Source organism: Xanthobacter aminoxidans (assembly GCF_023571765.1).
GTDB lineage: Bacteria > Pseudomonadota > Alphaproteobacteria > Rhizobiales > Xanthobacteraceae > Xanthobacter > Xanthobacter aminoxidans.
Genome location: NZ_JAMJXC010000028.1, coordinates 1 through 24,558, shown reverse-complemented (window position 1 = coordinate 24,558; position 24,558 = coordinate 1). Strand labels below are relative to the sequence as shown.

Genomic DNA, 24,558 nt, shown 5'->3' with positions numbered 1-24,558 from the left:
TCAATCCTTCGGTTGGTCGGCGGGCGGCCGCCCTGCATCGTCCGGCGCCGTCCCGGTGGACTGGCTGCCGTCGCGGGCCATGTTGGCCGGGAACTGGAGTTTCGCGGCGTCGCCGCCCATCGGGGGCAGGCCGGCGTCGATGCGGGCCTCGTCCGGCGTCATCACCATGGACATGATGCCGGTGCGATAGATGTTCATGCGGCTGGCGAGATCGGCCCGCAGCAGTTCCGACATGTCAAAATCGACCTCAAGGCCTTCGCGGCGCAGATCGAAGGTGGTGTCGAGTTTCATCTCCCAGCGGCGGGTGAAGCCGGAAATGGTGTAGTTGACGTATTCCTGCCCCTGCTGGGTGATGTTGTTGTTTGTGGAGCGGGACAGCTCGCCGATCATGTGCGGCGGGATACGGAAGATGCGGGCGATCTCCTGCAGCTGGAACTGCCGGGACGCGATGAATTCCATGTCGGAGGCGGAGAGCGACATGCCCTGCCACTTGACGCCCTGCTCCAGCACCGGGGTGCTGCCCGTGTTGCGGATGCCGGCCGCACTCGCCTGCCAGTCCAACTTCATGCGGGCGGCGCCTTCGGGGGTCAGCTTCGCGTCGGTCGTCAGGTAGCCGCTCGGGCGGGCGCTGTTGGCCATCCAGCGGGCGGCCTGCTGTTCCTGCGCCAGGAAGAGGCCGATCGCTTCGCGGGCGAGGACGATGCGGGATACGCCGAGCAGCCCGTTCATGGAGAAGCCGCGGACGTGCAGCATGTCCGCGAACGGAATGAGGAACGGCTGATCGCGCAGTTCGGCCATGAGGTGCAAGCCCTGCGGCGTGACCCGATAGAACAGATCCCCGTCTGCCGTTTCCCACAGGGCCACCCAGTCCGCATTGACCGGGATGAGCTTTACCGGCAGGCCGCGCCCGTTGCGGGCGATCACCGCGAAAGCATTTCCGCGCATGATGAGGCTGCATTGCATCTGTTCCGCAAATTCCAGCCAATCTTGCCAGGCATTCGGGCGGTACAGCAGCTCGTAGAGGTAGTGGTCCTTCGCCTCGGTGTGGGATCCATCGGCATTTCTGCGCAGGATGCGGGGCGTGAGCTTCGCCACATCTTCGGCCAGCATGGTGACGCAGGCCATAACCGCCGAGGCGTTGAGGGCGGTCTGCTGGTTGATCTGGATGCCGGTGACGGAGGGCACGGACAGGAAACTGTCCTGCCAAAGGAGCGCATCGGTCGACGTATCGTTGGACTTCGCCACCAGCGTCGGCTCGACGCGGGCGTCTTCCACGCGCACCGGGGCCGTGCTCCCGCGACCGAAGAAGCGCGAGAGCACGCCCATGTTGCGGGTTCCTTCCTGCGGACGCCGGGTCAGACGTTATCGGGGGCGACGAGCACCCAGTCGTTGGACAGAAGGTCGGACTGGGAAGCGAGCCAGGGCACCACGTAACCCTGCGCCGTCTTCATATCGATGTGCGCGTGGTACTGAACCTGGGCGCCCTCGCCCATGATCGAGAGCAGCGGCTCGCGGTTGACCGTGAAGGTGGAGCCGGGAACCAGAAACAAGAACATGCCCTTGCCGTTCCACCCCTCGCGGGCCACGCGCTTGCCGGACTTCAGCAGCGCCAGCGCATCGCCGAATGAGAGGCCGCGGGGGGCTTCGTCCGGCTACACCTCGTGGATCAGAAGATCCTGGCTGTTGTGGCAGTAGACGGTGCGTTCGGTGTTCGGCTCCACCATCTCGGTCAGAAACTCCAGCGGCGCGCCGGTCTTCGGATCAAGCTTCGTCACCTTCACCGGCCAGCCATGGTTGGCCTTCACCACAATGCTCGTGGTCATTCGTTCATTCTCCAAGTGGTACGGGTGCGCTTTCAGGCGGCACGATCGATGCGGCGGCAGGTCCAGCGCTGGACCTTCAACCAGGGGTGCTGGGCGGCCCATTCGCTCATAGCCGCCGTGCATTCCATCGGGAGCGACGCCTCGGTCGGGCTACGTTCTTCCCTGCACTGAGCGGGATCTGCAACAAGGCAGACCGAGAGGATGAGCGTCAGCATCACGGAACCAGCACGGTTACTCGCTGCCCATGAAACTCTTCCTGCCGAAACGTCGGCCGCCATTCGGGCAGCAACTGACCCGGCATGTCATCGAAAGGAACTGCGTCGCCCTCGACAACCAACGCAACATAGGGCCCACGAATAAAGCCAGTGTCGCGGCTGCCGATGACCTCGATGCCAGACTTGGCAAAGATCGCCAGCACATCGAGGAGAACCTCGGGAGTGATGCAGACCCAGGCGCGCTTCTTCATGTTCGCTCCATGCGACGGCGACGGACTCAGAAGAACAGCAGCCCACGCTCCTCGGTGTAGACGGAGGCCTCGGCCGGCTCGGGATTGAGCGACATGAGCATGGCTGCGTTGAACAGGGCCATGGCCACGTCGATCTTGCCGAAGCCCGATTCCTCACGCGCCACGCGGACGGCGGTCGGCGTCTGGATGAGCTTGAGGTTGCCCACGTTCCAGCCGAGCAGCGGGCCCCCGCCGTGGGCGAAGGTGCCATCCGCCAGCTTGCGCTCGATGGCCTTGAACGCGCTCATGAGGCCGATGCCCTGGCGCACGCCCTGCAGCATGTCCGCATCCTGCGTGATGCCGACTTGCGCCAGCGCATCCACGATGGCGCCGATGCCCATGGTGTCGACGCCGACCTGGGCGAGAAGCCCGCGATCATGGATGGAGCGGATGATCTCCACCACGCGGGCGACGTCCGGCGTCCAGCCCTCCGGCGTCTTCTCCGGCGGTAGCGCGTCGGCAATGAGGTCGGCGAGGTCCTCGTCGCCCTCCGACAGGTCCTCGATGTCGAGGTCGAAGTGGAAGACGGTGAGTTCGCCGGCGGCCTTGAAGGCGCGGTAATCGTTGGCGTTGGCCTTGCGGCGGCCGACGCCGATGGTCGAGAGGAGCGCGCAGCCCCATGCGAGCCAGCGCTTGGTGCCGCGCTCGCGGCCGATGACGGCAAGGCCGAGCAGATCGTCCAGGCCGCCGCCGTCGACGCCAACCGTGACCACTTCGGAGCGGTCGAGGATCTCCGCGAGGGTGAGGACCGGTTCGGCGCGGCGGTCCCACAGCTCGGCGCCGGCCCAGCCATCGGCACTCAGGCCCTGGCCGATGGGCAGGTTCAGGTGCTTGGCGAAGACGCCGGCGAGGCGGGCCTTGCCGGCACGCTGGGCTTCGGCAATCTTGCCCGCGATGAACTCGGGATCGACGGAGGCGCCGAGGTTCGGGTTGGTGATGTGCCAGTTTTCCCGATCGCGGTAGCGCTCGTCCTTAAGTATCTCTTCCGGGAACTCGTAGAGAACCGGCAACTTGTTCGGGGCGACGATCTTCCCGTCGCGGATGGCGCGGAACTCTTCCAGCTTTTCCTTGAACACGCCAGCGGGCGGCGCATCCGAGTGCGTGGACAGGTAGATGACGAAGCCTTCCGGGCGGGAGGCGAGGCCGCCCTCGGCCTCGATGAGCATGTTCGCGGCGTTGCTGCGCTTGCCGAAGACCCACAGCTCATCCACCAGGAGGCCGATGGTCTTCTTGCCGGAGACCGTTTCGGTGTCAGCCGCCACCACTTTCAGGAAGGCGCCGGTATTGCGGTGCTCGATGACGCGTCCGGCGGAGGGCTTGAGAATGGAGGAGATGACCGGGTGCTGGCGCACCATGTCCGCTGCCGGGGTGTAGGAGTTGTCCGCGATCTCCTTGGTGGGGGCGAGGATGTAGAACTCGCCCGACTCGCGCCAGTTGCGGATCAGGGCCGTGACCATGATGTCGGCAGCGAGCGTGCTCTTCCCGTTCTTCTTCGCGATGAGGAGCATATACCACTGGATGAGGCGGCGGCCGCTCTCAGCGTCGTAGGAACCAAAGACTGCGCTGGCGAAGTCCGTGACCCATGGGCGGGCGATGTCGCCCATGGGCGGGCGGCCGGCGACGTCCACCACCGGCATGGAATTGAAGATGTCGAGGCCGGCCTGCGCCTCGCCGGGGAACAGCGGGGCGAAGGGTATAAGCGGGCGGCGGCCGATGAGGCGCTCGCGCCAGTCCGGAATGGCCGTCGACCAGGTGGGCGGCCCAGGCAAGAGCATCAGGAGAACCTCTGGCGGGGCGGAGCGGGCGTCGCGTAGGGGCCGGCGGCGGCGACCTCGGCGGCCCGGGCCAGCTCCTCTTTCTTGCCCAGTGGGCGGTCGCGCTGCTCATCTGGCATGCGGGCCTTGCCGACGGTGCCGAGGCCGCGGTCGAGCAGGGCCTTGGACGCGGCGGCGATGGCGGTCTCGGAGGCGCCGTCGAGGGCGATCTTGCGCAGGGCCTCGATGGCGAGGTTCGCGTACTTGCGGGCTTCGGTGCGGATATCGGCGTGGACGGAATGCGTCTCGCGCTCGGGCGGCATCATGAAGGGCAACATCGCGGCGTCGCCGCCGATCTCCACGGTGGGCTTTCCGTAGCCGCGGTCGAGGATCTCCTTGGCGGCGGTAATCTTGGCCGCCTCGGACTTGCCGAAGGTCAGGACTTTCACCAGCGCTGAAAGGGCATCCTTCGCGTGGCCCTGGGCGACGCCGTCGATCTCCTCCGGCGGCGGGGTTGCCAGCGCGGAGGTGCGGTTCAGGTCAGAAAGCGCGGAAGGCTTGACGTAGCCCTTTGGCTTGCGGCCCGCGCCAGGGCGAGCGCCACCGCGCCGGGACTTCCGTTCGGTTTCCGCCATGGCACTTTTTGATTTCCGGTTTTCAAAGGCGCGTAATCAAAGCCCCTGCGCTGCACATTTTTTTTCGTCCATGACACCCTGTGCGGTGTGGCGCCCCTGCCGGGTGGGGATTTAAACCCCCTACCCCCTGCCGGCGCGGACGGCGCGGGCGCGGGCGGTCTTGGTCGAATGGTGGGCGCCGCACAGCAGTTGGCCGTTGGCCGGGTCGAAGTCAGCACCGCCATCCGATCGCTCGGCGATGTGGTCGGCGAACATGCGGTGCTCGGGCCATGCCTTGGTGCAGCCCGGCGCCTGACACCGCCCGCCCGCCCGCTCGAAGACCGCAGCGGACCAAGCCTTGTGCTCGGGCATGGCGTAATGGGGGTCGGCCTGCTTGGGCATGGGACGGACCTGCGTCCGCGCGGTGCCGAGCCTTGGGCCGAGGATGCGAATGCGCGTCATCGGGCCCCACCAACGAAAAACCCCGGCAGCGATGCGCTCCGGGGTTTCTTCTTATCCGTGACAAGTGATGCACCAAGAAACTGTCGCAAGTCAAGCGGCCTCTCGCTTCCTTTTTTGGGGCACCGCGCGCGACTCGCGTTCGGGCAGGGGCGGTTTGAGCAGCGAGGGCAGGATCCGCCGTTCGGGATCGGGCGTCTCCCAAGGCCGCGCCGACCGATCCGAGGGGAGAACCGCGTGGGCGTCCAGCGCCCCCGCGAGGTCTTCCGCCAGCAAATCGAGCGCGCCGCGCCAGAGTTCATATTCCGCCCGCCCCTGCACCACGGGCACGGGATCGGGATCAAGCACCATCTTGGTGTAGGCGTCGGCATAGGGCATGCGGCGCCTGTGGTCGAAACCATCCACCTCGATCTCATGGCTCGCTGGGCCGAATGCGCCATCCGTCACCACCACCTCGCGGCGGAACCATTGCGGCTTGCCGTGGATGCACGCAACGTGCCGTTCCGGCGTCTCGCCCTCCCACTCCGGCGCGCCGCCGAGGATGGCCTGGCGGATGACGATGCGGGTGACCGAGCGGCGCAACACCCGCGCGCCCTTGTCGTTGATGATGATCATGCCGGCGAGCCCGCGCACCACGGCGGCGGCGCCCTCCGGCCCGAGGTCGCCCATGTCGGAGAGCGGCGCCCAGCCCTCGGGCACCTCAAGATCGCAGCGCCGCAGGGCCATCACCGCATCGTGCACGCGCACCGCGTCCGGGTGCGGGTCCGTGCTGGCGGTGCCATCAGGTACGAGGCCGTAGCGATTGCGGATGTCGGGCTCGTCGATCACGGCCAGCAGCTCGCCGAACCGCTCCACCCCGCCCCATCCCGTCTTGAACCCGACCACCAGCCGCGAGCCCCCCGCCGCCGCCTTCGGCAGTTCCTCGCGATAGGCCCAGCGCAGAAGTGCTTCAATATCAACGGTTTTCCGACCCATCCCACCTTCTCCTCGCCCGTTATGGGAGGCTAGGGAGGCAAAGGGAGGCTAGCTCCACATCTGACCAAACCCCAGCCATGAGACTAACGCATTGATAAACAATGATATTTGTAACTCTATGGGAGGCTAGGGAGCCTAGGGAGGATAGATCTTGTGTTACGCATAGAGAGAGCATGGAGACGTTTTTCTCCCGCAGGGAAGAATAATGACGCAACACGTCTCACGCGTACCTGCGGATTACCCTCCCTAGGCTCCCTAGCCTCCCATGGTCCACGCTAACCCATTGATCCCCCGCACCCCCGTCGCAAAAACAGACGCCGAGGCGCTACGCTCCCTAGGCTCCCTAGCCTCCCATGGCCGCGCTTCACTCCCTCGCCGCGCCATAGGTGTAAGGGGTGTGCGAGGGATCGAACTCGCGACGGATGCGGATGCCCGTGTAGAGCGAGACAGAGGCCTTGCCCTTCTCGAAGCCGTAGGATTCGGCCGCCTTCGGCATGCGCCTGTTGAAGGTGTTGCGGCCGAGCGGCGTGAGGTTGCTCTTGGTGCAATAGGCCGTGAAGGCGCCGTAGAGGTCGCCCGCCTCCACCGTGTCCACAGGGTTGCGTGTCACGTCGACGGCGGCGCGGATGAAAGCCCCGACGATGTCGCTTTCGTCCCGGTATTCCTGCGTGGCCGCCATGATCTTGTCGGGCGGATGTAGCCCGCCACGGTTCAGATAGTCGATGGCGCCCGCGATCATCCAGTTGAGGATGCCGGGCAGCTCGCGTTGCAGCTTGAGCGGCAGGTTCTTGTCACGTTCGCCTTCGGGGATCTGCACTTCGAACGGCACCAGCATCACGCGGCGCCAGATGCCGTCGTCATTGCCGTAGATGCGCGGCTTGTTGTTGCATGAGATCACGAGCTTGAAGAACGGATAGACCTCTATGAACTCATGGTGCAGCCGCCGCACGTTGATAGGCTCGCTGCCGGTGGCATCCTTGATGAAGCTTTCATCGAGGGGCAGCCCCTCCTTCGGCTCGGCGGAGCGGACAAAGCGCGCGGCGGGAAGGCGGATGAGGTCGGGCGTCGCCTCGGAGCCCTTGCGGTTCTGGTCCGTCACCAGGCTCATCACCGGCACGGTGGTGGCATAGTCGCCCATGACGCGCGAGATAATGTCCACGAGGGTGGATTTGCCGTTCTTTCCGCCGCCATAGAAGATGCAGAAGGCCTGTTCCACCGTGAGCGCAGTGAGGCAATAGCCGAACCAGCGCTGCAGGAAGGCCCGCACCTCATGGTCCGGCATAATGCGATTGAGGAAGGCTTCGAACACGGGCGCCTGCGCCTCGGGACAGTGATAGGCCGGCGCCACCTTCGTGATGAAATCGGCACGGGCATGCGGCAGCATGGAAAAGTGCCATTCCACGCGGGTGCGCACGGTGTCCGGGTCGGGGCACTCCAGGTCCGGCTCCTCGACCTTGATAAAGCGGATCGTGCCATTGGCCACATTGAGAGCCAGAGGGTCCGCATCTAGCTCCGCCAGTGGACGCCCAAGGTAGGGCCGCGCTTCGGTGAGCATGCCGTCGAGCTTGCCGGAATTGCCGCTGGAGGTGGCGAAGCGTCGGCGCTGCGCCTGCCGCGCCTGCAAGGCCTTCAGCGCCACAACGCCGCGGTTCACCACGGCCTTCGTCTTCTCCATCTCATCGCGGAGCACGCGCGTGCGTTGCTTGCGCTCGGTCTTGGCAATGTCCTCGTCATCGAGGGCGATGATGTCGTGGGGAATCTCCCGCAGCCGCTCCAGAGCCGCCTCGGCGGCTTCCATGGCCTCGCGTTCGCGCGGCGTGGGCTGGAGCACGAACGCCTCAAGCGCGATGGCCTCGGCGGTCGGATGCGCGAAGCGGCGCACCACGTCCTCGTCATTCTCGGGCCGCAGCCAGCGGCGGCGGTCCCAATAGTGCCAGCCGAGATTGGGCACGAACAGCATGTCGCGTCCGAACCGGGTGCGCAGGCGGCGAGAGTTGCCGATGTCGTTGAGCGGCTCGCGGGCGCAAGCGTTGAGGATGGCATCGGACGGGTCGAAGCCATCCGGCTGCGGCTCCAACCCCTCGAAGTCTCCCTCATCAGCGCCGGACGATTCCTCCTGCCTCCCCATCTGCGGCGCGGCAGACGAGGGGGAAGCCGGGGGCGCGGCCTTGTCCCAACCTTCCTCTTGCAGGTCGTCATTGGCGGCGGACGGCGCGGCGCCCCCCTGCACCAGCGCGGCGATGCGCGCCGCAGCCTCGGGCGGCACGATGGGGGCGGACGGTTGCGCGCTGGGCCGCTGTTCGGCAGGCTCGCTCACTCTGCCGCCTCCTGGAAGAATGACGGCTGCGCCTCCTCGTGGCGCCGTTCGCCACGGCCGCTTGCGCGGCCTGCTCGGGCGCGGGGCACCACCACCTCGCGCGGCACATAGTTCGCCCGCACCAGCGCCTCCGCCTCGGTCGGACAGACGGCATTGCCGCACATGTGGCCCTGCTGTTCCTGCGTGAAGCGGAGAACGCGCCCGGCCTCGTCGAGGCCGTGATCGATGACGTAGCCGCGCGGGAAACCGTTGGCGTTGAAGCGCTCGCGCGGCGTCAGCATGCGCATGCAGATGTCGACGATGACGAAGGTGGAGCCCTCGATCTCCACCGTCACCAGGTCGCCGCCATCCCAGCAGCCATGGCCGCGCAGGAAGTCCGCCACCTCCCGCGCCCGGGCCGCGTGCTCAGGCCCGAAGGGCGGCACGGCGGCAACGGAGGAGACGAGCCCGAAGCGATCGCGCACGGTGTCGGTGCGGCCGGGCACGTCCACCCGCGCCGCGTCCTTCTCGCTGCCGTAATAGACCGTCAGCATCGGCAACTGCACCACGGCATGGTGCTGGCCACGGGCCGAATCCGTGCGCAGGGGCTCGCCCGCCGCCGCGTCGCGCCGGTCGGAGCCGCGCAGGGTCAGCATGTGGGCGGCCACGAGGCCCTGCTGCGCGCCGGTGGTGGTGATGGTGGAAAGCGGCTCATCGGCCGCCCGCCCCGGCGCGCCGCCGCGCGGCCCGTCATTGTGCTGGGCGATGAAGGCCGAGACGAGCGCCGTCTTGCCGCTGCCGCCAGCCGTCACCGTGCTCACGGGCTCGCCGGCCTCGGAGCCGACCGAGGCGCCGAACTGGCGGGATATCATGGCGGCCACCACGGTCTCGGCAGCCCCATCCGCCACAAGCGTGCGCGCCGGCTGGTCCGCCGAGGAGGACGGCGCGCCGGAATTGCGCATCGTCATCATGTGGACCGCCGCCACGCTGCCTTCATTCCCGGTCGGCACGGGCGTCGGGCCGGGCTTGTCGCAGGGATAGGTGCGCGGCTGCTGCCCCTCGCGCTCGCCATAGCGGGGCACGAGATAGGGCGTCACGAGGCACAGGTCCGCCTTCGCCGTCTGCGTGAGGACGGGCGCGTCACCCGGCCGGGGCTCGGATTGACCCGCGCGCCCGCTGCAGCCGGCGAGCACGGGCGCGATGATGACGTTCTGATCCTTCGGCGAGGCGGTGATGGTGTGAATCGGCTGGTCCGGCGCGCGCACCCCGCCGCCCTGCTGGGCATAGGCGATGACGGGCGAGACGGCCGCAAAGCTGCCAACGGTGTGGATCGTCCGCACCGGCTCATCGACCGAGTGAACGCCATTGCGTGCGAACGCCGACGTTTGGTCGACGCGCACCAGGAACGACCGCGCGGAATCGAGCACGTAGCGCCGCCCGCCCTTGGCGATGCGCGCGCCCGTCTTCGGTGCCAGCGGGCGCTTGGCGGTGATGCCGAGCTTCGCGCGGATCTCCGCCGCCGTGTCGAAGATGGAGGGGATGGGCAAAGTGAAATCGATGCTGTCCGCCGCGGTCACCCACGGCTTCAGCTCGCCTGCCGCGATGCGGGCGGCATCCTCCGGATCAGACGGGTTGCCGTGCGTGCGCTCCGGCCAGACGATGGGCGCGCCATCGCGGCGCATCACCATGTAGAGCCGGCGGCGGATGGTGCCCGAGCCGCTCCACCAGGCGCGCCGCTGGCGCCATTCGATCTTGCCGTAGCCGAGCGCCTTCCACGCGGCGACGAACGCGCGGAACGTCTCGCCCTTGCGCACCGGGCAGCGCTTGCCGTCCTCCAGCAGCGGCCCCCAATCGACATATTCCTCCACGTTCTCCAGGAAGACGACGCGCGGCCTCTGCCACGCCGGGAGGGCCTTCACCCAGCCGACGATGGCCCACCCGATGCCGCGCGTGGTGCGGTCGCCATCCCGGCGCGGCGCCGCGCCCTTGGCCTTGGAATGGTCCGTGCAGTCGGGCGACATCCAGAGCATGCCGATGGGCAGGCCGGCGCACATGCTCACGCTGTCCACCGTCGCCACGTCCTGCACCATGTGGCGGGTGCCGGGATGGTTGACGCGGTGCATGGCGAGCGCCAGCGGGTCATGGTTGATGGCGATGTCCGCGTCGCGCCCGAGCGCCATGCGAATGCCGGTGGAGGCGCCGCCGCCGCCGGCGAAGCTGTCAATGACGAGTTCGCGGACGGTGATGCCGTCCGGCAGGGTGTGGGCGTTCATTCGGCGGCCCTTTTCTGTTGGGAAGCGGCGCCGAAGAGCGGGCCGGGATCGTCATTGGCGGCGCGGGCCTTGGCGGATTCGCGCTTGCGTTCGGCAGGGCCGGCGAGGCAGAGGGCCATGCGGCGGCGGATGTCGGCTTGATATTCGGCCTCGCGCTCCACCAGCACGGCGGAGAAGCCCTCCCGCCATGCGGCCTCACCCGTGGTGCCGGTGCCGGCGAAGGGATCGAGCACCATGCCGCCGGGCGGCGTCACCAGCCGGCACAGCCACCGCATCAGGTCCACAGGCTTAACGGTCGGGTGCTTGGAGCCGAGGCGGTCGTCGGCATCGGCCTTGGCCGAATAAAAGAAGCGGGCGGCGGAGCCGGAGTCGCCGCGCGGCGCCCGTGTTTCATGATCTCCACCCAAGCCCCTCAGAATGTAGCGATGACGTGAAGACGGCTCATCTCCAGTGACAGCGCCAGATTGCCCAGGAGCCTGCGGAAATTCCTCCCCCACTTCCGGCGAACCGTCGTGCACGATGTTCGCGGGGAAGCGGCCGAGGTCGGAACCAACCTCGACAGAGCGGGGCACCCAAGCATCATCTTCATGTGGAAAGTCGTTCGCACCGCCGCGTTTCACACGGCGCGTGCTCTCGCCCTCGATACGGCATCCGTCGATATTCAGCGCGCCCGTGCCATGCGCCAACACATTGGCGGCGACAGACCCCTCGAGCGGCTTGCGGGCAAGGATGATCGGCTCCCATGCCGGCTTCACCGCCGTGCCCCAGCCCTGCCACGCCTCGGCCTCGGCCGAGCCGGGAACGTAGGCGCCGGGCTGATAGGTGCGGTCCGTCAGCTTTTCCCAGGAGCCATCCTTGTGCTGATCGGCACCCGGCCGGATGCGCCGAACGGGCGCGCCGGCCGGAACCACCTCGCCCGCCGCACCAAGCGCCTTGTCGATGCACTTCGCCGCGTCGTGGCTCTTCGGGAAGCCCGTGCCGTAGACCCAGGCGCGCAGGCCCTCGAAGCCCATCAGGTCCATCACGCGCATGAAGGCGCCGAGCTGCGCGTCGGAGAGCGAATTAACGAAGTCGCGCAGAATGGGATCGAGGCTCATCAGCTCGAGCAGCGTGTCCCGCACCTCGAAGCCGGCATCCTCAATGGCGCACTTGAGCCGGTGGTCGGTGCGCGTGCCGCCGAAGGCCACCACATGCCCGCCGGGCTTGAGCACGCGCAGCACCTCCGCCCAGAATTCCACGGCGAATGCGGTTTCGCCCGTGTCCCACTGCTGGCCCATGAAGCCGGCCGAGGCGCGGGCATAGGCGCCGTCTCGACCCTGCTGCGCAGGTGCGGCGTTGGCGCCACCAAAGCGCTTGCGGATGGAGACCAGCGCATAGGGCGGGTCTGTCACCACGGCATGGATGCTCGCGTCCGGGATGGCGCGCAGCACGTCGCGGCTGTCTCCGCAATGGAGCGTCACCCGTCCGCCGAGGAAGGTCTCCGGCCCGGTCATGCGCGCACCTTTTGTGTATTGATACACATTTTTACGTTGACGAGCGCGCGCTCGGTGTGTATCAATACACACATCAAGAGCGGGAGCGGAACATGGGTCGCAAGGGCAAGTCCAACCAGCCGCGCATCATCCGGCAGATGCTTGAGGCGGACGGTTGGGAGATGGTCCGCAAGGGCCCCGGCGACCACCTCCAGTTCAAGCGTCCCGACCAGCCCGGCCGCGTGACGCTCGACATGGGGGCGAAGGAGATACCCACCGGCACCCTCCGCTCCATCTACCGGCAGGCCGGCTGGGAGTGGTGAGGGGGCCACCCCCTCCCCTCCCCCCAGCGCGAACAGGAGACAGCAATGGCTTACGCAGTCGGCATCATCCACGAGGAAAACGGCACCTTCGGCATCTCCTTCCCCGACTTCCCCGGCGCCGTCAGCACCGGCCGGAGCCTGGAAGAGGCCGTGGCCAAGGGCGCGGAAATGCTCGCCTTCCATGTGGATGGACTGGCAGAAGACAAGGCCTTGCCCGCAGGCCTGCGCACCCTCGACGCCCTGCGCAAGGAGGAGCCCGACTGGCTCAAGGATGGCCTCGCCGTGCTGGTGCCGGTGGAGCTCCCCGGCAACGTGGTGCGCGTCAACATCTCGGTCGACGAGCGCGACCTCGAGCGCATCGACCGCGCCGCCAAGGCGGCCGGAAAGAACCGGTCCAGCTACCTCGTTGCCGGCGCGCTCCGGCTGGCGCAGGAAGAGGCCGGCGCCGGCGTGAAGGCGCCCGCCGCAGAGGGCAAGGCTCTCAAGGTCAGGCGCGTGCGAATGGGCTAACGCATCCATCACGCCGCCTCCCCTGACGCGAACGCGTCCACCAGGTCGATCTCGGACTCGGACGGCGCCGGGCGGGCGCGGGTCACGTCGGCAGGCGCGCGCACCGGGCGGTCGGAAAGCGGCTGATAGGCGACCCGCGCATGGAAGAGGCAATAGGGCCGCCCGGGGAAGGCGGGACCGCCGCAGAAATGGAAACCCGCCGCGCCGGGATTGCCCACGGGCCAGCGGCAGCTCTGTTCCGTGAGTTCGAAGAGTGTGCAGCCGGCGCCGGATGGCGCCTCCGTCGGCCCCGCGCCGGACCTCGGCAGGGGAACGAGACGCGCGACGCGCTCCAGCGGGCGGGCGGCGGCAGGCTGGGCGGGCCGGGCAGGCCGGGCCTGATCCGGCGCGCGGCGGGCGGGCGTCTCCGGAACCGGCCGCGCGGCGCGGGCGGGTTGATGGCCCACAAAGACCCGCGTGGACCGCTCGCGCGCGCGCCTCATCCGCTCTTCGGAGACATAGTCCGGCGCCAGCCGCATCAGGCGGCCGATGCAGGCGTTGCGCGTGGTGCCGGGACGAGGGCCGTTGGACAGCGCTTCCGCGATCTGCTTGTGCGTGTAACCCTTGCGGGTCCGCAGATCGAGCAGCAGCGCATCCTGCGCCTCCGTCCATGCCCTGTCGCCATAGCCGCCGCTCATGCCGCCTCTCCGTGTTCGTTGGCGCCGTTCGCGACGGGGCTGCGCCCCTGCTCGGGCGCGTCGTTGGCGCCGTTCGATGTGTTGCCTGCGCTGTTCGCGACGGGGCTGCGCCCCTGCTCGGGCGCGTTGCCGGCCCCGTTCGCCACGAGGCTTCGCCACCCCGGATCGAAGATGGAGAGCGCCTCCATCAGCACATCGTTGAAATCCTTCCCCGGCGGCGCCCATGCGACGCGCACGAGGCGGCCGGGCGCGGCGTGGCGGGCACAAGCCCGCTCCATCGCCATGCGGGTGAAGAAGGGCTCGCTGTCGCCGTCCGCCAGCAGCACCAGCTCGGTGCATTCGGGCGGAATTGGCATGGCGGGGCTGTCGAAGTCCGGCACCGGGCCGGGCACATGCACGCGCCGCATATAACCGCGCTTGTCCGCCACGGTGTCGGTGGGATGCACGATGGTTTCCGTGGCCTTGCCGGCGAGGTTGCCGAGGTCCGCCGCGCACAGGAAGGCCGTGTCGCGCAGGTCCGCGCCGGCCGCTACCAGCCCCGCCCACACGGAAAGTAGCGTCTCGATGCCCTCGGCGGCGTAGACGCACTTGGCGACGCCGCTCCAGGCCGGCACCAGTTCGATGACGCCGCCCAGCTTCGAGCCGCGCATCTTCTTGGCCGGCAGCACCTCGCCCGTCTCGGGATCTGCGACCAGCACCTTGCCCTTGGGCTGGTTGAGGTCGATCCAGGTCATGTGCAGGCCGCGAAAGCGCATGACGCCCTTGGCATCGGGGGCCGTGATGGCCGCGACAAGCGCCGGGCCGCGATGCAGCACGCGCGCATATTTGCGCCCGTCACCCTCCTCACGCTCGCCGTGGCAGAAGGCAAAGTTCGGCTTGACGCGCAAGGCGCGCGAATGCGGGTCGGGAATGCCGCGCCGGGCCAGATAGGCGGCGGCGGGCGTGCCGGCGATGGGAAGCGAGGCCTGCCAGAGGGCGTAGACCTTCCGCCGCTCTTCCTCGCGGTAGCGGTTGGATTCGGCCTCGCGCTCGGCCGCCTTCGCCCGACGCTCCTCCTCGCGGGCCGCCAGCTCCTCGGGCGTGGCGCGCGTGCCCTCCCCGCGCGGCGGCGGTCGGCCGGCGAGGGTCTCGCAGGCGGCGAGGAAATCCGCGCCGTCGAGATACTGCACCAGCGCGATGGCATCGCCCCCGCGCCCGGCATGGCGGCAATGCCAGATGCCCTTGCGCACATGGACGCCGAACCGGTCCCGCCCGCCGCACACCGGGCACGGCCCCACCATCTCGGACCCCGCCCGCTTGAGCGAGACGCCGCGCCGGCCAAGCTCATCCAGCACGCCGACGGCGCGGGCTTCGGCCACCCAATCGGAAAAGGCGAGGTCGGAGGCGGTCATTTCGGCGCCCTCGCGGCGTCGACGGCACCTTGGCAAGCCTTAAGCTGCCGCAGATAGGTCTCGGTACTTTCCTTGGCGTCCTCGCGCATCGGGCGAGAAGCCAACCGGTATTCTACTTCGCGGATCTCGCGCGCCAGCAGAACCGGTAGGCAGCCGGAATCAAACAGGCCAAGGCGGATGCTGATTTCCGGCGCGCTCACGACACCGCCTCACAGGTCGGACGGTTCGCCATATCCAGCAGCACGTCGGCGTGACAGTGCGCGCCGGGCTTGCACCAGCAGGCGAGGTTCTTGCCGCGCAGGTCGGACACATTGGCAAGAACATGATCGCGATAGGCGCGCTGCTCTTCGACCGTCGGGGATGGCAGGACAGGCAGCACGCCCGCCAGCGTGTGGGCGACCAGCTCGACGCAGCGCTGGGCACTCCCGTCGCGCCCAACCTTGAACGGGTTGCCCCACGCCGTCGCGCGGTCCACCCGCACAGTGTTCTCCGGCATGCGCCAGCCCTTGGCGCGGGACAGTTGGATGCGGCGGGGGGCAGTCATGTCACTCCGCTCCCTTGGCCGGCAGCACATGCCCGAAGGCGCGGTCCCGGCCGTCCCACTTTTCGGGCGAAGCCACGGGGGCGAGCGAAGACGGGAACTTGCGGGCCACGTGGCCGCAGTTCAGGCAACGGGTGGCCTTCGGCCCCACGTCCACCTTGATGCTGCCGCAGGCCGGGCAGATGCGACGCGGCGCTTTCATGACGACACCTCATGACTGGCAGATTCATCGGGCACATCGGCCGGCGGGTGGCCGTGGACACGCACGAGGGCTTCAAGCAGCGCGGCGCTGCCGTGCACGGCATCCCGCGCCGCCCGCCACTGCTGCCGTATCGCGCCCGAGAGGCGGCCCATGGCTTCAGCCCTCACGCACGCCGCGCAGCGGCGTGGCGGCGGAGGCGGGGCCATTGGCCTTCACCACGGCGAGGCCGGAGCGGAAGGCGCGCAACCGCACCTCGAGGTCGGAGGCCGCGCGGTCCAGCAGCTCGGCCTCGGCCGGCGTGACGGTTCCATCCTCCAGCGCCGCGGCCATGTGGATGGAAAGCTCGCCCTGCCCGCGCAGCAGCGCCGAATGGTGGGCGTTGATGGAGGCGGCAGATTGCGCGGCGGCCTCGTCCGTCAGGCGCCGGCCATGCATCTCGGCCATGACGGTGGTGACAAGCGGCACGCCGCATTCACGCTCCAGCGCCAGGGTCGCCGGCAGATCGATGATGTCCGGCGTCTCCACATGCTGCCAGCGGGAGACTTCGCTCTTTGAGCGCCCGGTCAATTCGCCGGAGCGGACCACGCCGCCGCAATATTTCACAAGGTCTCGCGTCACGGCCTTGACGCGCATGATGAAATGATCGGACCCGCCGCCCGCCGCGCTCATGTCTTTGCCTCCCTGTCAAGCGGATAAAGCTTTCCCGATCTGGGAAAACGCAGCGCGCTTTCCCGGTGCGGGAATGATTTCGGTGTGGTTCAGTGCGGTATCAGATCACGGCGGAGGCGTAGACCTCCGCGGCACCAGGGGTTCGGGATGACTTCCAGACAGGGCTTTTCCGGCGACGAGGTGGTCTTCTGCAACGTGGTGCAGGAGCTGGTCGGGCTGCTCGCCCGGCGCATCGTCGAGAAGGACCGCGACGCGCGGACCTTCCTCGGTCCCATCGCCCTGCATTTCCTGCCCGAGGCCTACAATCCCATGCCGCAAGGCAGCCCCATGCGCACCGAGCTCGAAGCCCTGAGCCGACGGATCGGGCAGGTGGCCGGCATTCAACACCCAGACTTCAAATGAGGCGGCATCGAGCACGGCGGCGGCGCGCACAATGGTCTCCGCGTTCACGCGGATCAGGCTCGCTGCGGTGATGAGAGCGGAGGACATGACATGGTCGAGCGCAACCGAGATCGGCACACTGAGTTTGAGCCGCCCCTCGCTGACGGAAATGTCCTGCCGGCCGACAAGCGCGGCCAGGTCGGAGACCAATCGGCCGCGATCCGGCCGGGGCAAATCGTCCATCAGGCGCTCCATGCCGCCCGTCGTGAGATTGCGCACGTCGCTCATGCCGCATCCCCCTTGCCCGTCACATCAGGAGACGACCGATGACCGAAGAGGCGCCGAAGCAGTGGCAAATCGAGATTCCGAAGACGCCGGGAGGCCAGCGCTGCCTGACGCACGGCTTCATGACCGCGCTGGCGCAGGTGATCGAAGCCTTGGGCGACGCGGCGCCGAATGCGCTCGACAAAGCCCGGACGGCCGCGCTGCTCGCAATCCGCACAAACGTAACCGAGGGCATTTCCATTGAGGACGAAGCGGCCGGGTATCGCGCGGCCCTCGCCACGGTCGAAGCCCTCTTCGAGCGCGAAAGCCGGCGCCTCGGCAATCCAGATGATTGAGCGCTTGCACCGGCAACAGGGCAGCACCTGCAGAGTGCCGTCCGTGCTGCGAATGCGTGGCGACGGGGCGCGCGGCAGGGCGCCGGCAACGATGACCCCCAGATTGGTCCAGATCGCGGAGAGCCGGGACACGTCGAGGCCGCTCATGCTGCGTCCTCCGATTGGGTGGGGCGGGTGTCGTTGGCGGGGGCTTCGGGCGACGGGAAAAAGTCTTGAGCGGAAAGCTCAATGCCCTCCCGACGGGCCATCGAGATCAGCACGGGGATGTGCTTCTGCGGGATGACGCCGCCGGTCCCGCCAGCCTCACGCGGGCGCTTCCAGTTGGAGACGCGCGTTCGGTGAACCCCGACCTCTTTCGAGACCTTCGAGGGACCGCCGAGCTTTTCGATGATCAATTCCGCCGGGTTCATAGAGCCGGACGGTAGTGAATTTCGCTACGTTGTCAAGCGGCGTAGCGGATTTGGAAACCGACATTTGTTGCGTGGGACGCTACACCATGCCCATGATTGCACGCTGGGTAAGAGACGCCATCAAATCCGCCGGCATATCGGGCGCCGAATTGGCTCGCCGAATGAACCAACGCGGTTTTAGTGTCGATCGTGCTGCCATCAACAAAATGATGCTTGAGCACGCTACGACTAAGACCAAACCGCGTAAAGTAACGGCCGCCGAGCTAATCGCAATTTCGGAAATTACAAACTACCCACTACCGTTGGAACAACAGATTGGTGACCGAATAAAATTTGCTCGGGAAGCTGCCGGACTGACACAGGAGCAACTGGCCGCCGCTATCGGTAGTGAAGGGCAGCAATCATCAATTTCTGAAATTGAACGCGGCCGAGTGCAGCGGCCCCAAAAACTTTACGAAATTGCTCTCGCCACCAACACCTCAATGGAGTGGTTGCTTGGTGATCCAAATCACTCGCGCCAATTAAGGCCGCTTCCGGGTCACCGTAGCCTTATACAATCGTTTGACCCCGACACGCCCGACGAACAAGACGGCGAGTTTCATCCCGACACCCATGGCGGCGTCTCAACCGACCGGATCTACAAACCAGACGTTCCCGGCGCCTCCCCCGTTATCGACACACGCGCCGGAGCCGGCCCAGGCAGCATAGGCCTGCCCGCCATCGCGCCATCCGGTGGAGTCATCTATTCCGAAGATGCGGTGATCGGCGAAATCCTTTTGCCGGGGTACCTCCAGCAAGAAATATCCCGCGCTCCGGCCGGACGCATGCACTGGGTGCGCGTGCGCGGCGACAGCATGGAACCGACGCTGCAAGGCGGGGACCACGTCGCGGTCGATACGACGGACACAGCCTTGGGCCAGGGTGGCATGTTCGTGGCCCGGAATGGCGATGGCGAGATCATCGTCAAGCGCCTCTATCGCATCCCCAAGTCCGACCCGCCGCAGATCGAAGTACGCTCCGACAATGCCACCCTGGAGCCGCCGCGCGTGGTGGATGCCGATTGGCTGACGGTCATTGGCCGCGTGGTGGCGAAGATCGGACGCATCGGCTGATACCGCCAGATAGGCTAGGGCAAATGCAATGCGTCCACAAAAAGCAACGCGAACCAAGTCGTCATTGTATTATGAAGCCTTCGGAATGTTCATCGACAAGTTCACGCATATTGAACTTAAGTTCGTTGAACTTTTGATCCATATTACAGGCATTGATAAAGACATTGGCCGAATTATCTTGAATGGCCCGTCAGTAGCAACTTGTTGTGATTTTTTTGATCGGATTTATGCCGCGAGAGGCAGGGTCATGGAGCCGGCCCTGGCCGAGGCCATCACCCAGATGCGGGCCATCAACATCGCCAGAAACGATCTCGTCCATGCGGGACCACGACTAGCTCCCGATGGATCGGTTGTCGTTGCCGCCAAAAATAGCCGTCGCAAAGCACAGAGCCCACAGGTGCGGGCAATCGAGGTCGAGGATCTCGAAGCCATGATGGCGGATCTCGCCACCATAAAGGTCATTCTTGTGGCAGCCCAGATGCCGGACGCCGAGAACGCACTCGACGCTTTCGCCGAGGGCGGGCCAACCACATGGCTGTATAGACCTCGCGCGCTAATTCCAAAAGGTCGGGATGCCAGCGATCCCGATCGAAAAAACAGCTGACTTCCGCGCTCATTTCCTTCTCCCCCGCCATGGCCATCTCGTCTGTGATTTCAGGATAGTCCTGAGCGCCGGATGCCCCTTCGTCGGTCGCACACATCTCAGATCTCCAGCTTAGCCCCGCTTCGGCGGGGCTGTTTGTTACCCGACGATGATTAGGTTTGCCGGACGATGCTCATCATAGCGCGAGGCTGATGATGTTTCCAATATCGCTACATGCCGCTTGACGCGTCGTAGCGATATCCGCTACAACGGCTCTACCAACCGAGGGGGAGCCGCAGACATGATCCAACCCACCGCCCTGCCGCTGACCGTCGCCCCCCGCCGCCGCCCCGGCTGGGCCCTCACCGAAGCGCTCCGCGAGCCCGAGGGCGACCGCAAGTTTTGAGCCGCAAGGCCCGCCTCACCGAGGCGGCCCTCCGGCCGCCTCTCCCTGCACCACGGGAGACCTTTCATGAGCAAGATCATTGAACTCGGCGCCACCTACACGGACCGCATCACCGGTTTCAGCGGCGTCGCCACCGGCTTCTGCACCTACATTTCCGGCTGCAATCAGGCGCTGCTGTCTCCCCGCGTGAGCGGCGATGGCGCCCTTCGCGACGCGCATTGGTTCGACGTCCAGCGCCTCGACCCCACCGGCAGCGCCGCACCGATCACGCTCGACAACGGCGAGACGCCCGGCTGCGACAAGCCCGCGCCCGTTCGCTGAACCGCAAGACCCGCCTGCTCACAGGAGCCAGCATGCCCCACCATCCGAACCAGTTGAATATGAAAGAGGCAGCCGCCGCGTTGGCTGCCTTGGCTGGCGTGGCGTCTCGCTCCGCGCAGCTTGCGGACCTCATCCGCGATTTCAAAGACCTCGTGGCGCATTTGCTTCCGGCCGCAAGCATTGCGGAAGCTGGCGGCGGCGATGAGGCCAATCACCGCCTGGCGGCCATGCAGGTCGATGCCGCCGACAAAGCGTCGGAGATCCTCAGCATCATGATTTTGCTAGCCGCGCGGCTTGCAAAAGCCGGTCCCACCTTGGGAGATGTGCTTGGAGATGCCGCCGACGCTGATGACACCTTTGCGGAAGGTATCTGACATGAGCGCGCCCATCCGCTCCACCCGGCCGCCTTTCCCGCCCACCTGCCCGTTTGCGCCCGGCGATATTGTGCGCTGCGAGACGGTTGCCGGCTCCGGGCCGCCGCTGCCGCTCGTTGTCGGCCAGATCTACACCATCCGCGCGGTGCAGCAGGCCGAGACCATCGAGCAGGCGCTCGATCACGCCGCGCCGGTCCTCTACCTGCACGGCTACGAGAGCCCCTTCCTCGCCTTCCGCTTCTCCATGGTGGTGAAGGCACCGGCCAATGACGACCCCTGCGAGAGCGTCGTCATCCCCCGCCTCATGGCGCAGGTGTTCAAGGAATGCGTGGCCTCCCACGGCCATTGCGATGTCCACGACCTCGCCCGCGCCGGCTTCACCGCCGCGCAGATCGCCGAATTTGTCGACGAGGCCCGCCGCCTTGCCGGCCCTGTCGAAACCGACACGGACGAGGTGGCGTGATGTCGTCGCAAGGGAAATCCATGCTCGGAGCAGCGCTGGCCAAGTTTGCCGCGCAGTTCGAAGGGTTCTCGGAAGCAGCCCTTAAGGCCGCTGTTCGCAACGCGGAAGCGATGCACCTCAGCCTGCTGACGCGGCATCTTCATTCCAAGCCCATCCGCCGCGCCCGGGCTGTCTATCGCGACCGCTCACGCTACTCGGGCGCAATGCTCCGCGCCATCCGCGCTGAGCGCGGCTGCGGTCGCCCGCCCAAGGTGCTCGCCGCCCGGCGAGCCAAGGACGAAGCCAAAGCCGCCGCGGCGACCGCGCCCATTTCGCGGGACGCGGCGTGATGGGCCACCTCCTTCCCTTTTCCCTTCCCAAGCGGCGGCAGCGGGGCCGTGCGCGAGAGGCATCGGCGGAAACGCACGCCGATGCGCAGGTGGCGTCCAGCCGGGCCCAGCCCCCCTGCCCGGCCGGCGTCACTTCCTTTGAGCCGGGCCATGTGGCGGTTCTTCTGCCCGGCCCGCCGCGCGCCCGCACCCCCTCCGGCCTCATCGGCGCCACCGGCGCCTGGGCCACCACGGCGACGCTGCTCGCGATCACCGCCGCCTTTTTCCCGGCCAGCATCGCCCTCGCGCAGATGGCGCGGCTGGCCCGCGAAACGGAGAGGAACCCCTGATGGCCGCCAAAGCGACTTTGCCAGCCCCTCGTCTGCAATTCCGGTGGGAAGCATCGACCGACCGTGAATACGAATGGGTTGCTCACTACGAGCTTGTTCTCCCTCTCGGAGAGCATGACTGCCGTCGCGATCGTGAGGGCTGTGAAAACGGCGAACTTGCGCTGCGCATCGGCAGCACGATGCGCGGCTCTCGTGAGACGTGCCCCAACGACCTTCCATATCGCGATGGAGCGTACAGTCGCTGGGATAACGCGGCTTTGGGCGGCCATTTGCCGGTGATCGTGATCGATCCGCTTGGCCAAGCATTCACTGCGCAAGTGACTCCGGAAGGCATCCGTATGGCGCCATTTGCCATCGAGCCCGCCCCGCAAGAGGTGGCCTGAAATGGGCACGCTTATCACTTTTACCCCCGGCGGCGCCGGGCCCGGCTCCATCGCCCATCTGGTGTGGGCCTCCTCGCAAGGGATGCTTGCCGCCGCCGCGCAGGGCCATCGCGAGGCCGTTGGCAAGCTCGGCATCTGGCTGCTCAACACCAGCCAGGACCCGCGCTGCACGCCGACCATGGTCCGCGTCATCGACCACACGCTCGAGGTCGCCAACCGCCGCCTCGACGCCGCGCCCGGGGCCGCAGCGCCGCCCTGCGCCGTCGTCCCCCTGCGCCGCTGGCGCTTCGAACCCATCCAGCCCGACGACGGAGAGGTGGCATGAGCAAGTCCATCCCACTGACCAACATGATGCGCGACCGGTTCATCACCGATCTGCTCGGCCATCGTTACGCCGATGAGATCGCGGGGCTGGAAAGCGAGGCCGCGGCCCTCGCCCTTGCCGTCTACAACGACATCTACAAGCCCGCGCAGCGCGCTGCCATGGCGGACCTGCCCGCTGGATGGATGGCCGAAGTCTCCAACTTCGCCATCCAGTTCGGCGATAGCAACGGCTACACCCATCTGTCGTTTGACGGTGTACACGGCTATCGCGGCGAATGGAGCGCCTTGCGCAAGAAGTCGGAGGCCAAGCCCATCGCGATGCGCGTGGCGCACAAGCATACGACGGGCTGCGCCAAGGTCTATGCCCCGGAACACCGTTTCACCGCCACCTTCCGGAGCATCGAAGAGCGCAGGAAAGACCTGGCTAAGCGGGTGCAGGAATCCCGCACCCAGATCAAGGCCGTGGTCTATTCCGTCTCCTCCACCAAGATGCTACGCGAGCGCTGGCCGGAGGCCTCCGCCTTCGTGACCCGCCTTGAGCGGATCGTGCCGCCGCGCCTGCCGTCGGTGCCGCTGTCCAGTTTGAACGCCAGCCTCGGGCTGCCTCCCACGGAGGTGCGCCCGTGAACGCAATCCACACTCAGCTGACGGACGAAGAAGCCGCCATACTCGCCACCATGTCCGAGAAGGTCACGTCCGGGCTTGCGCCAGTTACGCAGGCGTTTCGCGATGCCTGCGGTGAGCATTCTAGCCCTCAGCTTCTAGTTGCCATTTCGGTCTACATCGCTCACATCGCAGGGCAAGTGGCCGCGAATGCCGAGTTCGTTGCCTACAACACCGGCGCCAGTAAAGACCTCGTCGAAACTCTTTGCGCTTGCGCGTTCCGCGAAGGCCGCGACGCCGCTTTCATTGAGCAAAAACGGCTTGCCGGATTCACAATCGTCGAAGCTCCCACCACGGGAGCGGCCCAATGACCGACATCTGGATGCAAACCGGCACCGGCCGCGCTTTCGATCTCCTGGCGCCCACGGCCGACATGGTGGACCTGGAGCACGATGTGGCCGAGGCCCTCGCCCGCGAGCCGCGGTTCGGCGGGCATGTGCGCTCCGGCCCCTACAGCGTGGCGCAGCACTGCGTGCTCGGCGTCGACGCCATCATCGCCGAAACCGGCTCCATCGATACGGCCCGCGCCTTCCTGCTGCACGACGGGCACGAATCCTATTGCAAGGACATTACGACGCCGCTTGCAGCAGCGCTGGACCGCCGTGTCGAGCAGGTCATAGCCGAACGGTGGGGGATGCCGCCGGAGTTCGGCAGAGGCGTCTTTGATGAGGCTCTTCGGGGTCTCAAGAGCGACATTAACATCGCCATTCACGCCGCCGCCGGACACCCGTGGCCCCTGCCACCCGACATCGCCGCGCGCGTGCATCACTGGGATCTCGCCATGCTCACCGCCGAGCGGCGCGACATGCTCTGCAAGCCGCCCAAGCCCTGGCACCCGAGCGTCGAGCGCGTGCCCCCGCCTGCCCGCCTTGGCCGCATCAAGGTGTGGCCCTGGCCCAAAGCCGCCGACGAATGGCGCGCCCGCCTCCACACCCTTTTCCCCCACCTCGCCGCCAAGGCGGCCTGAAGGAGCCCAGCCAATGGCTGAAATAGTCCGTACCCTGACCCGCGCCGAAGGCGGCGTGACGCCAGAAGAACTGGACAAGATGCAAGAGCACGTCGCGCTGTGGACAGCGCGCGCGTTCCGCACTGACCCCATCGTTCCCGACCGCATCATCCCGGCCATTGAGGGCCTCTACTCCGCCGCCGGGCTCAAGAAGCCCCGCGTCGTGATCGTCCCTTCTCCTCTCGTCATGGCTTTTGCCCATGGCGCCGCCGCTGCGATTTTGTACCGCAAAGGCCCCTCTCTCGCGGGTGATGATCCCGCGGCGACCCGCGCGGCGACCCACGCGGCGACCGTCGCGGCGACCGTCGCGGCGACCCGCGCGGCGACCCGCGCGGCGACCGACGCGGCGACCCACGCGGCGACCGACGCG

Annotated in this window: 34 protein-coding genes and 1 pseudogene; 16 read left to right on the top strand and 19 right to left on the bottom strand. The window is 67.0% G+C overall.

From position 1 onward, the window contains the following. The 11 genes and pseudogenes from EJ105_RS25695 to EJ105_RS25645 form a co-directional block, all read right to left on the bottom strand. Entirely contained in the window at positions 1-1,326 is a 1,326-nt protein-coding gene (locus tag EJ105_RS25695; protein WP_250168591.1) for a phage portal protein, read from the bottom strand. Positions 1,327-1,355: 29 nt separating this feature from the next. After that, positions 1,356-1,616 (bottom strand): annotated as a pseudogene (locus tag EJ105_RS25690) (DUF2829 domain-containing protein); the annotation flags it as partial. Between the two features lie 36 nt (positions 1,617-1,652). Continuing rightward, entirely contained in the window at positions 1,653-1,823 is a 171-nt protein-coding gene (locus EJ105_RS25685; RefSeq protein WP_250168589.1) for a hypothetical protein, read from the bottom strand. Positions 1,824-2,037: 214 nt separating this feature from the next. Continuing rightward, positions 2,038-2,289 carry a hypothetical protein gene (locus tag EJ105_RS25680; protein WP_250168588.1) on the bottom strand — a complete coding sequence of 84 codons (252 nt, stop codon included), beginning with the start codon at positions 2,287-2,289 and terminating at the stop codon, positions 2,038-2,040. A 26-nt stretch (positions 2,290-2,315) separates the two neighbouring features. After that, entirely contained in the window at positions 2,316-4,103 is a 1,788-nt protein-coding gene (locus tag EJ105_RS25675; protein WP_250168587.1) for a terminase large subunit, read from the bottom strand. Beyond that, positions 4,103-4,717, bottom strand: a complete 615-nt coding sequence (locus EJ105_RS25670) for a hypothetical protein (RefSeq protein ID WP_250168586.1) — start codon at positions 4,715-4,717, stop codon at positions 4,103-4,105. Before EJ105_RS25670 ends, EJ105_RS25675 begins: the two co-directional genes overlap by 1 nt. Before the next feature lie 120 nt (positions 4,718-4,837). Beyond that, entirely contained in the window at positions 4,838-5,158 is a 321-nt protein-coding gene (locus EJ105_RS25665; RefSeq protein WP_250168585.1) for an HNH endonuclease signature motif containing protein, read from the bottom strand. A 90-nt stretch (positions 5,159-5,248) separates the two neighbouring features. Then, complete coding sequence (locus tag EJ105_RS25660; RefSeq protein ID WP_250168584.1) at positions 5,249-6,130, bottom strand: hypothetical protein; 882 nt, start codon at positions 6,128-6,130, stop codon at positions 5,249-5,251. A gap of 364 nt (positions 6,131-6,494) precedes the next feature. Next, positions 6,495-8,447 (bottom strand): DNA primase family protein, encoded by a 1,953-nt coding sequence (locus EJ105_RS25655; protein WP_250168583.1) that lies wholly within the window; start codon positions 8,445-8,447, stop codon positions 6,495-6,497. Beyond that, positions 8,444-10,699 carry a DNA cytosine methyltransferase gene (locus EJ105_RS25650; RefSeq protein WP_250168582.1) on the bottom strand — a complete coding sequence of 752 codons (2,256 nt, stop codon included), beginning with the start codon at positions 10,697-10,699 and terminating at the stop codon, positions 8,444-8,446. Before EJ105_RS25650 ends, EJ105_RS25655 begins: the two co-directional genes overlap by 4 nt. Continuing rightward, positions 10,696-12,192 carry a DNA methyltransferase gene (locus EJ105_RS25645; RefSeq protein ID WP_250168581.1) on the bottom strand — a complete coding sequence of 499 codons (1,497 nt, stop codon included), beginning with the start codon at positions 12,190-12,192 and terminating at the stop codon, positions 10,696-10,698. Before EJ105_RS25645 ends, EJ105_RS25650 begins: the two co-directional genes overlap by 4 nt. A 92-nt stretch (positions 12,193-12,284) precedes the next feature. Here EJ105_RS25645 and EJ105_RS25640 point away from each other — a divergent pair, with 92 nt between their 5' ends. Both EJ105_RS25640 and EJ105_RS25635 read left to right on the top strand, forming a co-directional pair. Next, positions 12,285-12,494 carry a type II toxin-antitoxin system HicA family toxin gene (locus EJ105_RS25640; RefSeq protein ID WP_250168580.1) on the top strand — a complete coding sequence of 70 codons (210 nt, stop codon included), beginning with the start codon at positions 12,285-12,287 and terminating at the stop codon, positions 12,492-12,494. Positions 12,495-12,539: 45 nt separating this feature from the next. After that, a complete protein-coding gene (locus tag EJ105_RS25635; RefSeq protein WP_250168579.1) occupies positions 12,540-13,004 on the top strand; it encodes a type II toxin-antitoxin system HicB family antitoxin in 465 nt (154 codons plus the stop codon). An 8-nt stretch (positions 13,005-13,012) separates the two neighbouring features. Here the strand turns inward: EJ105_RS25635 and EJ105_RS25630 are convergent, their stop codons facing one another. The 7 genes from EJ105_RS25630 to EJ105_RS25600 all read right to left on the bottom strand — a co-directional run bounded on the left by EJ105_RS25630 (position 13,013) and on the right by EJ105_RS25600 (position 17,153). Continuing rightward, positions 13,013-13,681 carry a GcrA family cell cycle regulator gene (locus EJ105_RS25630; RefSeq protein WP_250168578.1) on the bottom strand — a complete coding sequence of 223 codons (669 nt, stop codon included), beginning with the start codon at positions 13,679-13,681 and terminating at the stop codon, positions 13,013-13,015. Beyond that, entirely contained in the window at positions 13,678-15,072 is a 1,395-nt protein-coding gene (locus tag EJ105_RS25625; protein ID WP_250168577.1) for a DUF7146 domain-containing protein, read from the bottom strand. Before EJ105_RS25625 ends, EJ105_RS25630 begins: the two co-directional genes overlap by 4 nt. Continuing rightward, on the bottom strand, positions 15,069-15,272 hold the full coding sequence (locus tag EJ105_RS25620; protein WP_250168576.1) for a hypothetical protein: 204 nt from the start codon (positions 15,270-15,272) through the stop codon (positions 15,069-15,071). Before EJ105_RS25620 ends, EJ105_RS25625 begins: the two co-directional genes overlap by 4 nt. Beyond that, on the bottom strand, positions 15,269-15,616 hold the full coding sequence (locus tag EJ105_RS25615; protein ID WP_250168575.1) for a DUF4326 domain-containing protein: 348 nt from the start codon (positions 15,614-15,616) through the stop codon (positions 15,269-15,271). The genes EJ105_RS25620 and EJ105_RS25615 overlap by 4 nt, the downstream gene beginning before the upstream one ends. Position 15,617: 1 nt before the next feature. Further along, entirely contained in the window at positions 15,618-15,815 is a 198-nt protein-coding gene (locus EJ105_RS25610; protein WP_250168574.1) for a hypothetical protein, read from the bottom strand. A gap of 156 nt (positions 15,816-15,971) precedes the next feature. Further along, positions 15,972-16,484 carry a hypothetical protein gene (locus EJ105_RS25605; protein ID WP_250168573.1) on the bottom strand — a complete coding sequence of 171 codons (513 nt, stop codon included), beginning with the start codon at positions 16,482-16,484 and terminating at the stop codon, positions 15,972-15,974. Between the two features lie 105 nt (positions 16,485-16,589). Next, on the bottom strand, positions 16,590-17,153 hold the full coding sequence (locus EJ105_RS25600) for a hypothetical protein (RefSeq protein ID WP_250168572.1): 564 nt from the start codon (positions 17,151-17,153) through the stop codon (positions 16,590-16,592). A gap of 38 nt (positions 17,154-17,191) precedes the next feature. Between EJ105_RS25600 and EJ105_RS25595 the strand changes: the two genes are divergently transcribed. Then, positions 17,192-17,485: a hypothetical protein gene (locus tag EJ105_RS25595; RefSeq protein WP_250168571.1), complete on the top strand. Its 294-nt coding sequence runs from the start codon at positions 17,192-17,194 to the stop codon at positions 17,483-17,485. Positions 17,486-17,628: 143 nt separating this feature from the next. Here EJ105_RS25595 and EJ105_RS25590 read toward each other — a convergent pair whose 3' ends face one another. Then, positions 17,629-17,880: a helix-turn-helix domain-containing protein gene (locus tag EJ105_RS25590; protein WP_250168570.1), complete on the bottom strand. Its 252-nt coding sequence runs from the start codon at positions 17,878-17,880 to the stop codon at positions 17,629-17,631. Between the two features lie 101 nt (positions 17,881-17,981). Here EJ105_RS25590 and EJ105_RS25585 point away from each other — a divergent pair, with 101 nt between their 5' ends. The 13 genes from EJ105_RS25585 to EJ105_RS25525 form a co-directional block, all read left to right on the top strand. After that, positions 17,982-19,007, top strand: a complete 1,026-nt coding sequence (locus EJ105_RS25585; protein ID WP_250168569.1) for a S24 family peptidase — start codon at positions 17,982-17,984, stop codon at positions 19,005-19,007. Positions 19,008-19,092: 85 nt separating this feature from the next. Continuing rightward, positions 19,093-19,611, top strand: a complete 519-nt coding sequence (locus EJ105_RS25580) for a hypothetical protein (protein WP_250168568.1) — start codon at positions 19,093-19,095, stop codon at positions 19,609-19,611. 451 nt (positions 19,612-20,062) lie between these two features. Then, positions 20,063-20,317 carry a hypothetical protein gene (locus EJ105_RS25575; RefSeq protein WP_250168567.1) on the top strand — a complete coding sequence of 85 codons (255 nt, stop codon included), beginning with the start codon at positions 20,063-20,065 and terminating at the stop codon, positions 20,315-20,317. Positions 20,318-20,349: 32 nt separating this feature from the next. After that, on the top strand, positions 20,350-20,691 hold the full coding sequence (locus EJ105_RS25570; protein ID WP_250168566.1) for a hypothetical protein: 342 nt from the start codon (positions 20,350-20,352) through the stop codon (positions 20,689-20,691). A 1-nt stretch (position 20,692) separates the two neighbouring features. Next, positions 20,693-21,154, top strand: a complete 462-nt coding sequence (locus EJ105_RS25565) for a hypothetical protein (protein WP_250168565.1) — start codon at positions 20,693-20,695, stop codon at positions 21,152-21,154. Beyond that, positions 21,154-21,483, top strand: a complete 330-nt coding sequence (locus EJ105_RS25560; protein ID WP_250168564.1) for a hypothetical protein — start codon at positions 21,154-21,156, stop codon at positions 21,481-21,483. The genes EJ105_RS25565 and EJ105_RS25560 overlap by 1 nt, the downstream gene beginning before the upstream one ends. An 89-nt stretch (positions 21,484-21,572) precedes the next feature. Then, positions 21,573-21,812, top strand: coding sequence for a hypothetical protein (locus EJ105_RS25555; RefSeq protein WP_250168563.1), 240 nt, complete (start codon positions 21,573-21,575; stop codon positions 21,810-21,812). Beyond that, on the top strand, positions 21,812-22,195 hold the full coding sequence (locus EJ105_RS25550; RefSeq protein WP_250168562.1) for a hypothetical protein: 384 nt from the start codon (positions 21,812-21,814) through the stop codon (positions 22,193-22,195). The genes EJ105_RS25555 and EJ105_RS25550 overlap by 1 nt, the downstream gene beginning before the upstream one ends. 1 nt (position 22,196) lies before the next feature. After that, complete coding sequence (locus tag EJ105_RS25545) at positions 22,197-22,520, top strand: hypothetical protein (protein ID WP_250168561.1); 324 nt, start codon at positions 22,197-22,199, stop codon at positions 22,518-22,520. Next, the gene (locus EJ105_RS25540) at positions 22,517-23,146 is read left to right on the top strand and encodes an Nmad5 family putative nucleotide modification protein (RefSeq protein ID WP_250168560.1); all 630 of its coding nucleotides are present in this window, start codon (positions 22,517-22,519) and stop codon (positions 23,144-23,146) included. Before EJ105_RS25545 ends, EJ105_RS25540 begins: the two co-directional genes overlap by 4 nt. Next, complete coding sequence (locus EJ105_RS25535; protein ID WP_250168559.1) at positions 23,143-23,493, top strand: hypothetical protein; 351 nt, start codon at positions 23,143-23,145, stop codon at positions 23,491-23,493. Before EJ105_RS25540 ends, EJ105_RS25535 begins: the two co-directional genes overlap by 4 nt. Continuing rightward, the gene (locus EJ105_RS25530) at positions 23,490-24,149 is read left to right on the top strand and encodes a hypothetical protein (RefSeq protein WP_250168558.1); all 660 of its coding nucleotides are present in this window, start codon (positions 23,490-23,492) and stop codon (positions 24,147-24,149) included. The genes EJ105_RS25535 and EJ105_RS25530 overlap by 4 nt, the downstream gene beginning before the upstream one ends. Before the next feature lie 13 nt (positions 24,150-24,162). Next, a partial coding sequence (locus EJ105_RS25525) for a hypothetical protein (RefSeq protein ID WP_250168557.1) occupies positions 24,163-24,558 on the top strand: 396 nt, incomplete at its 3' end.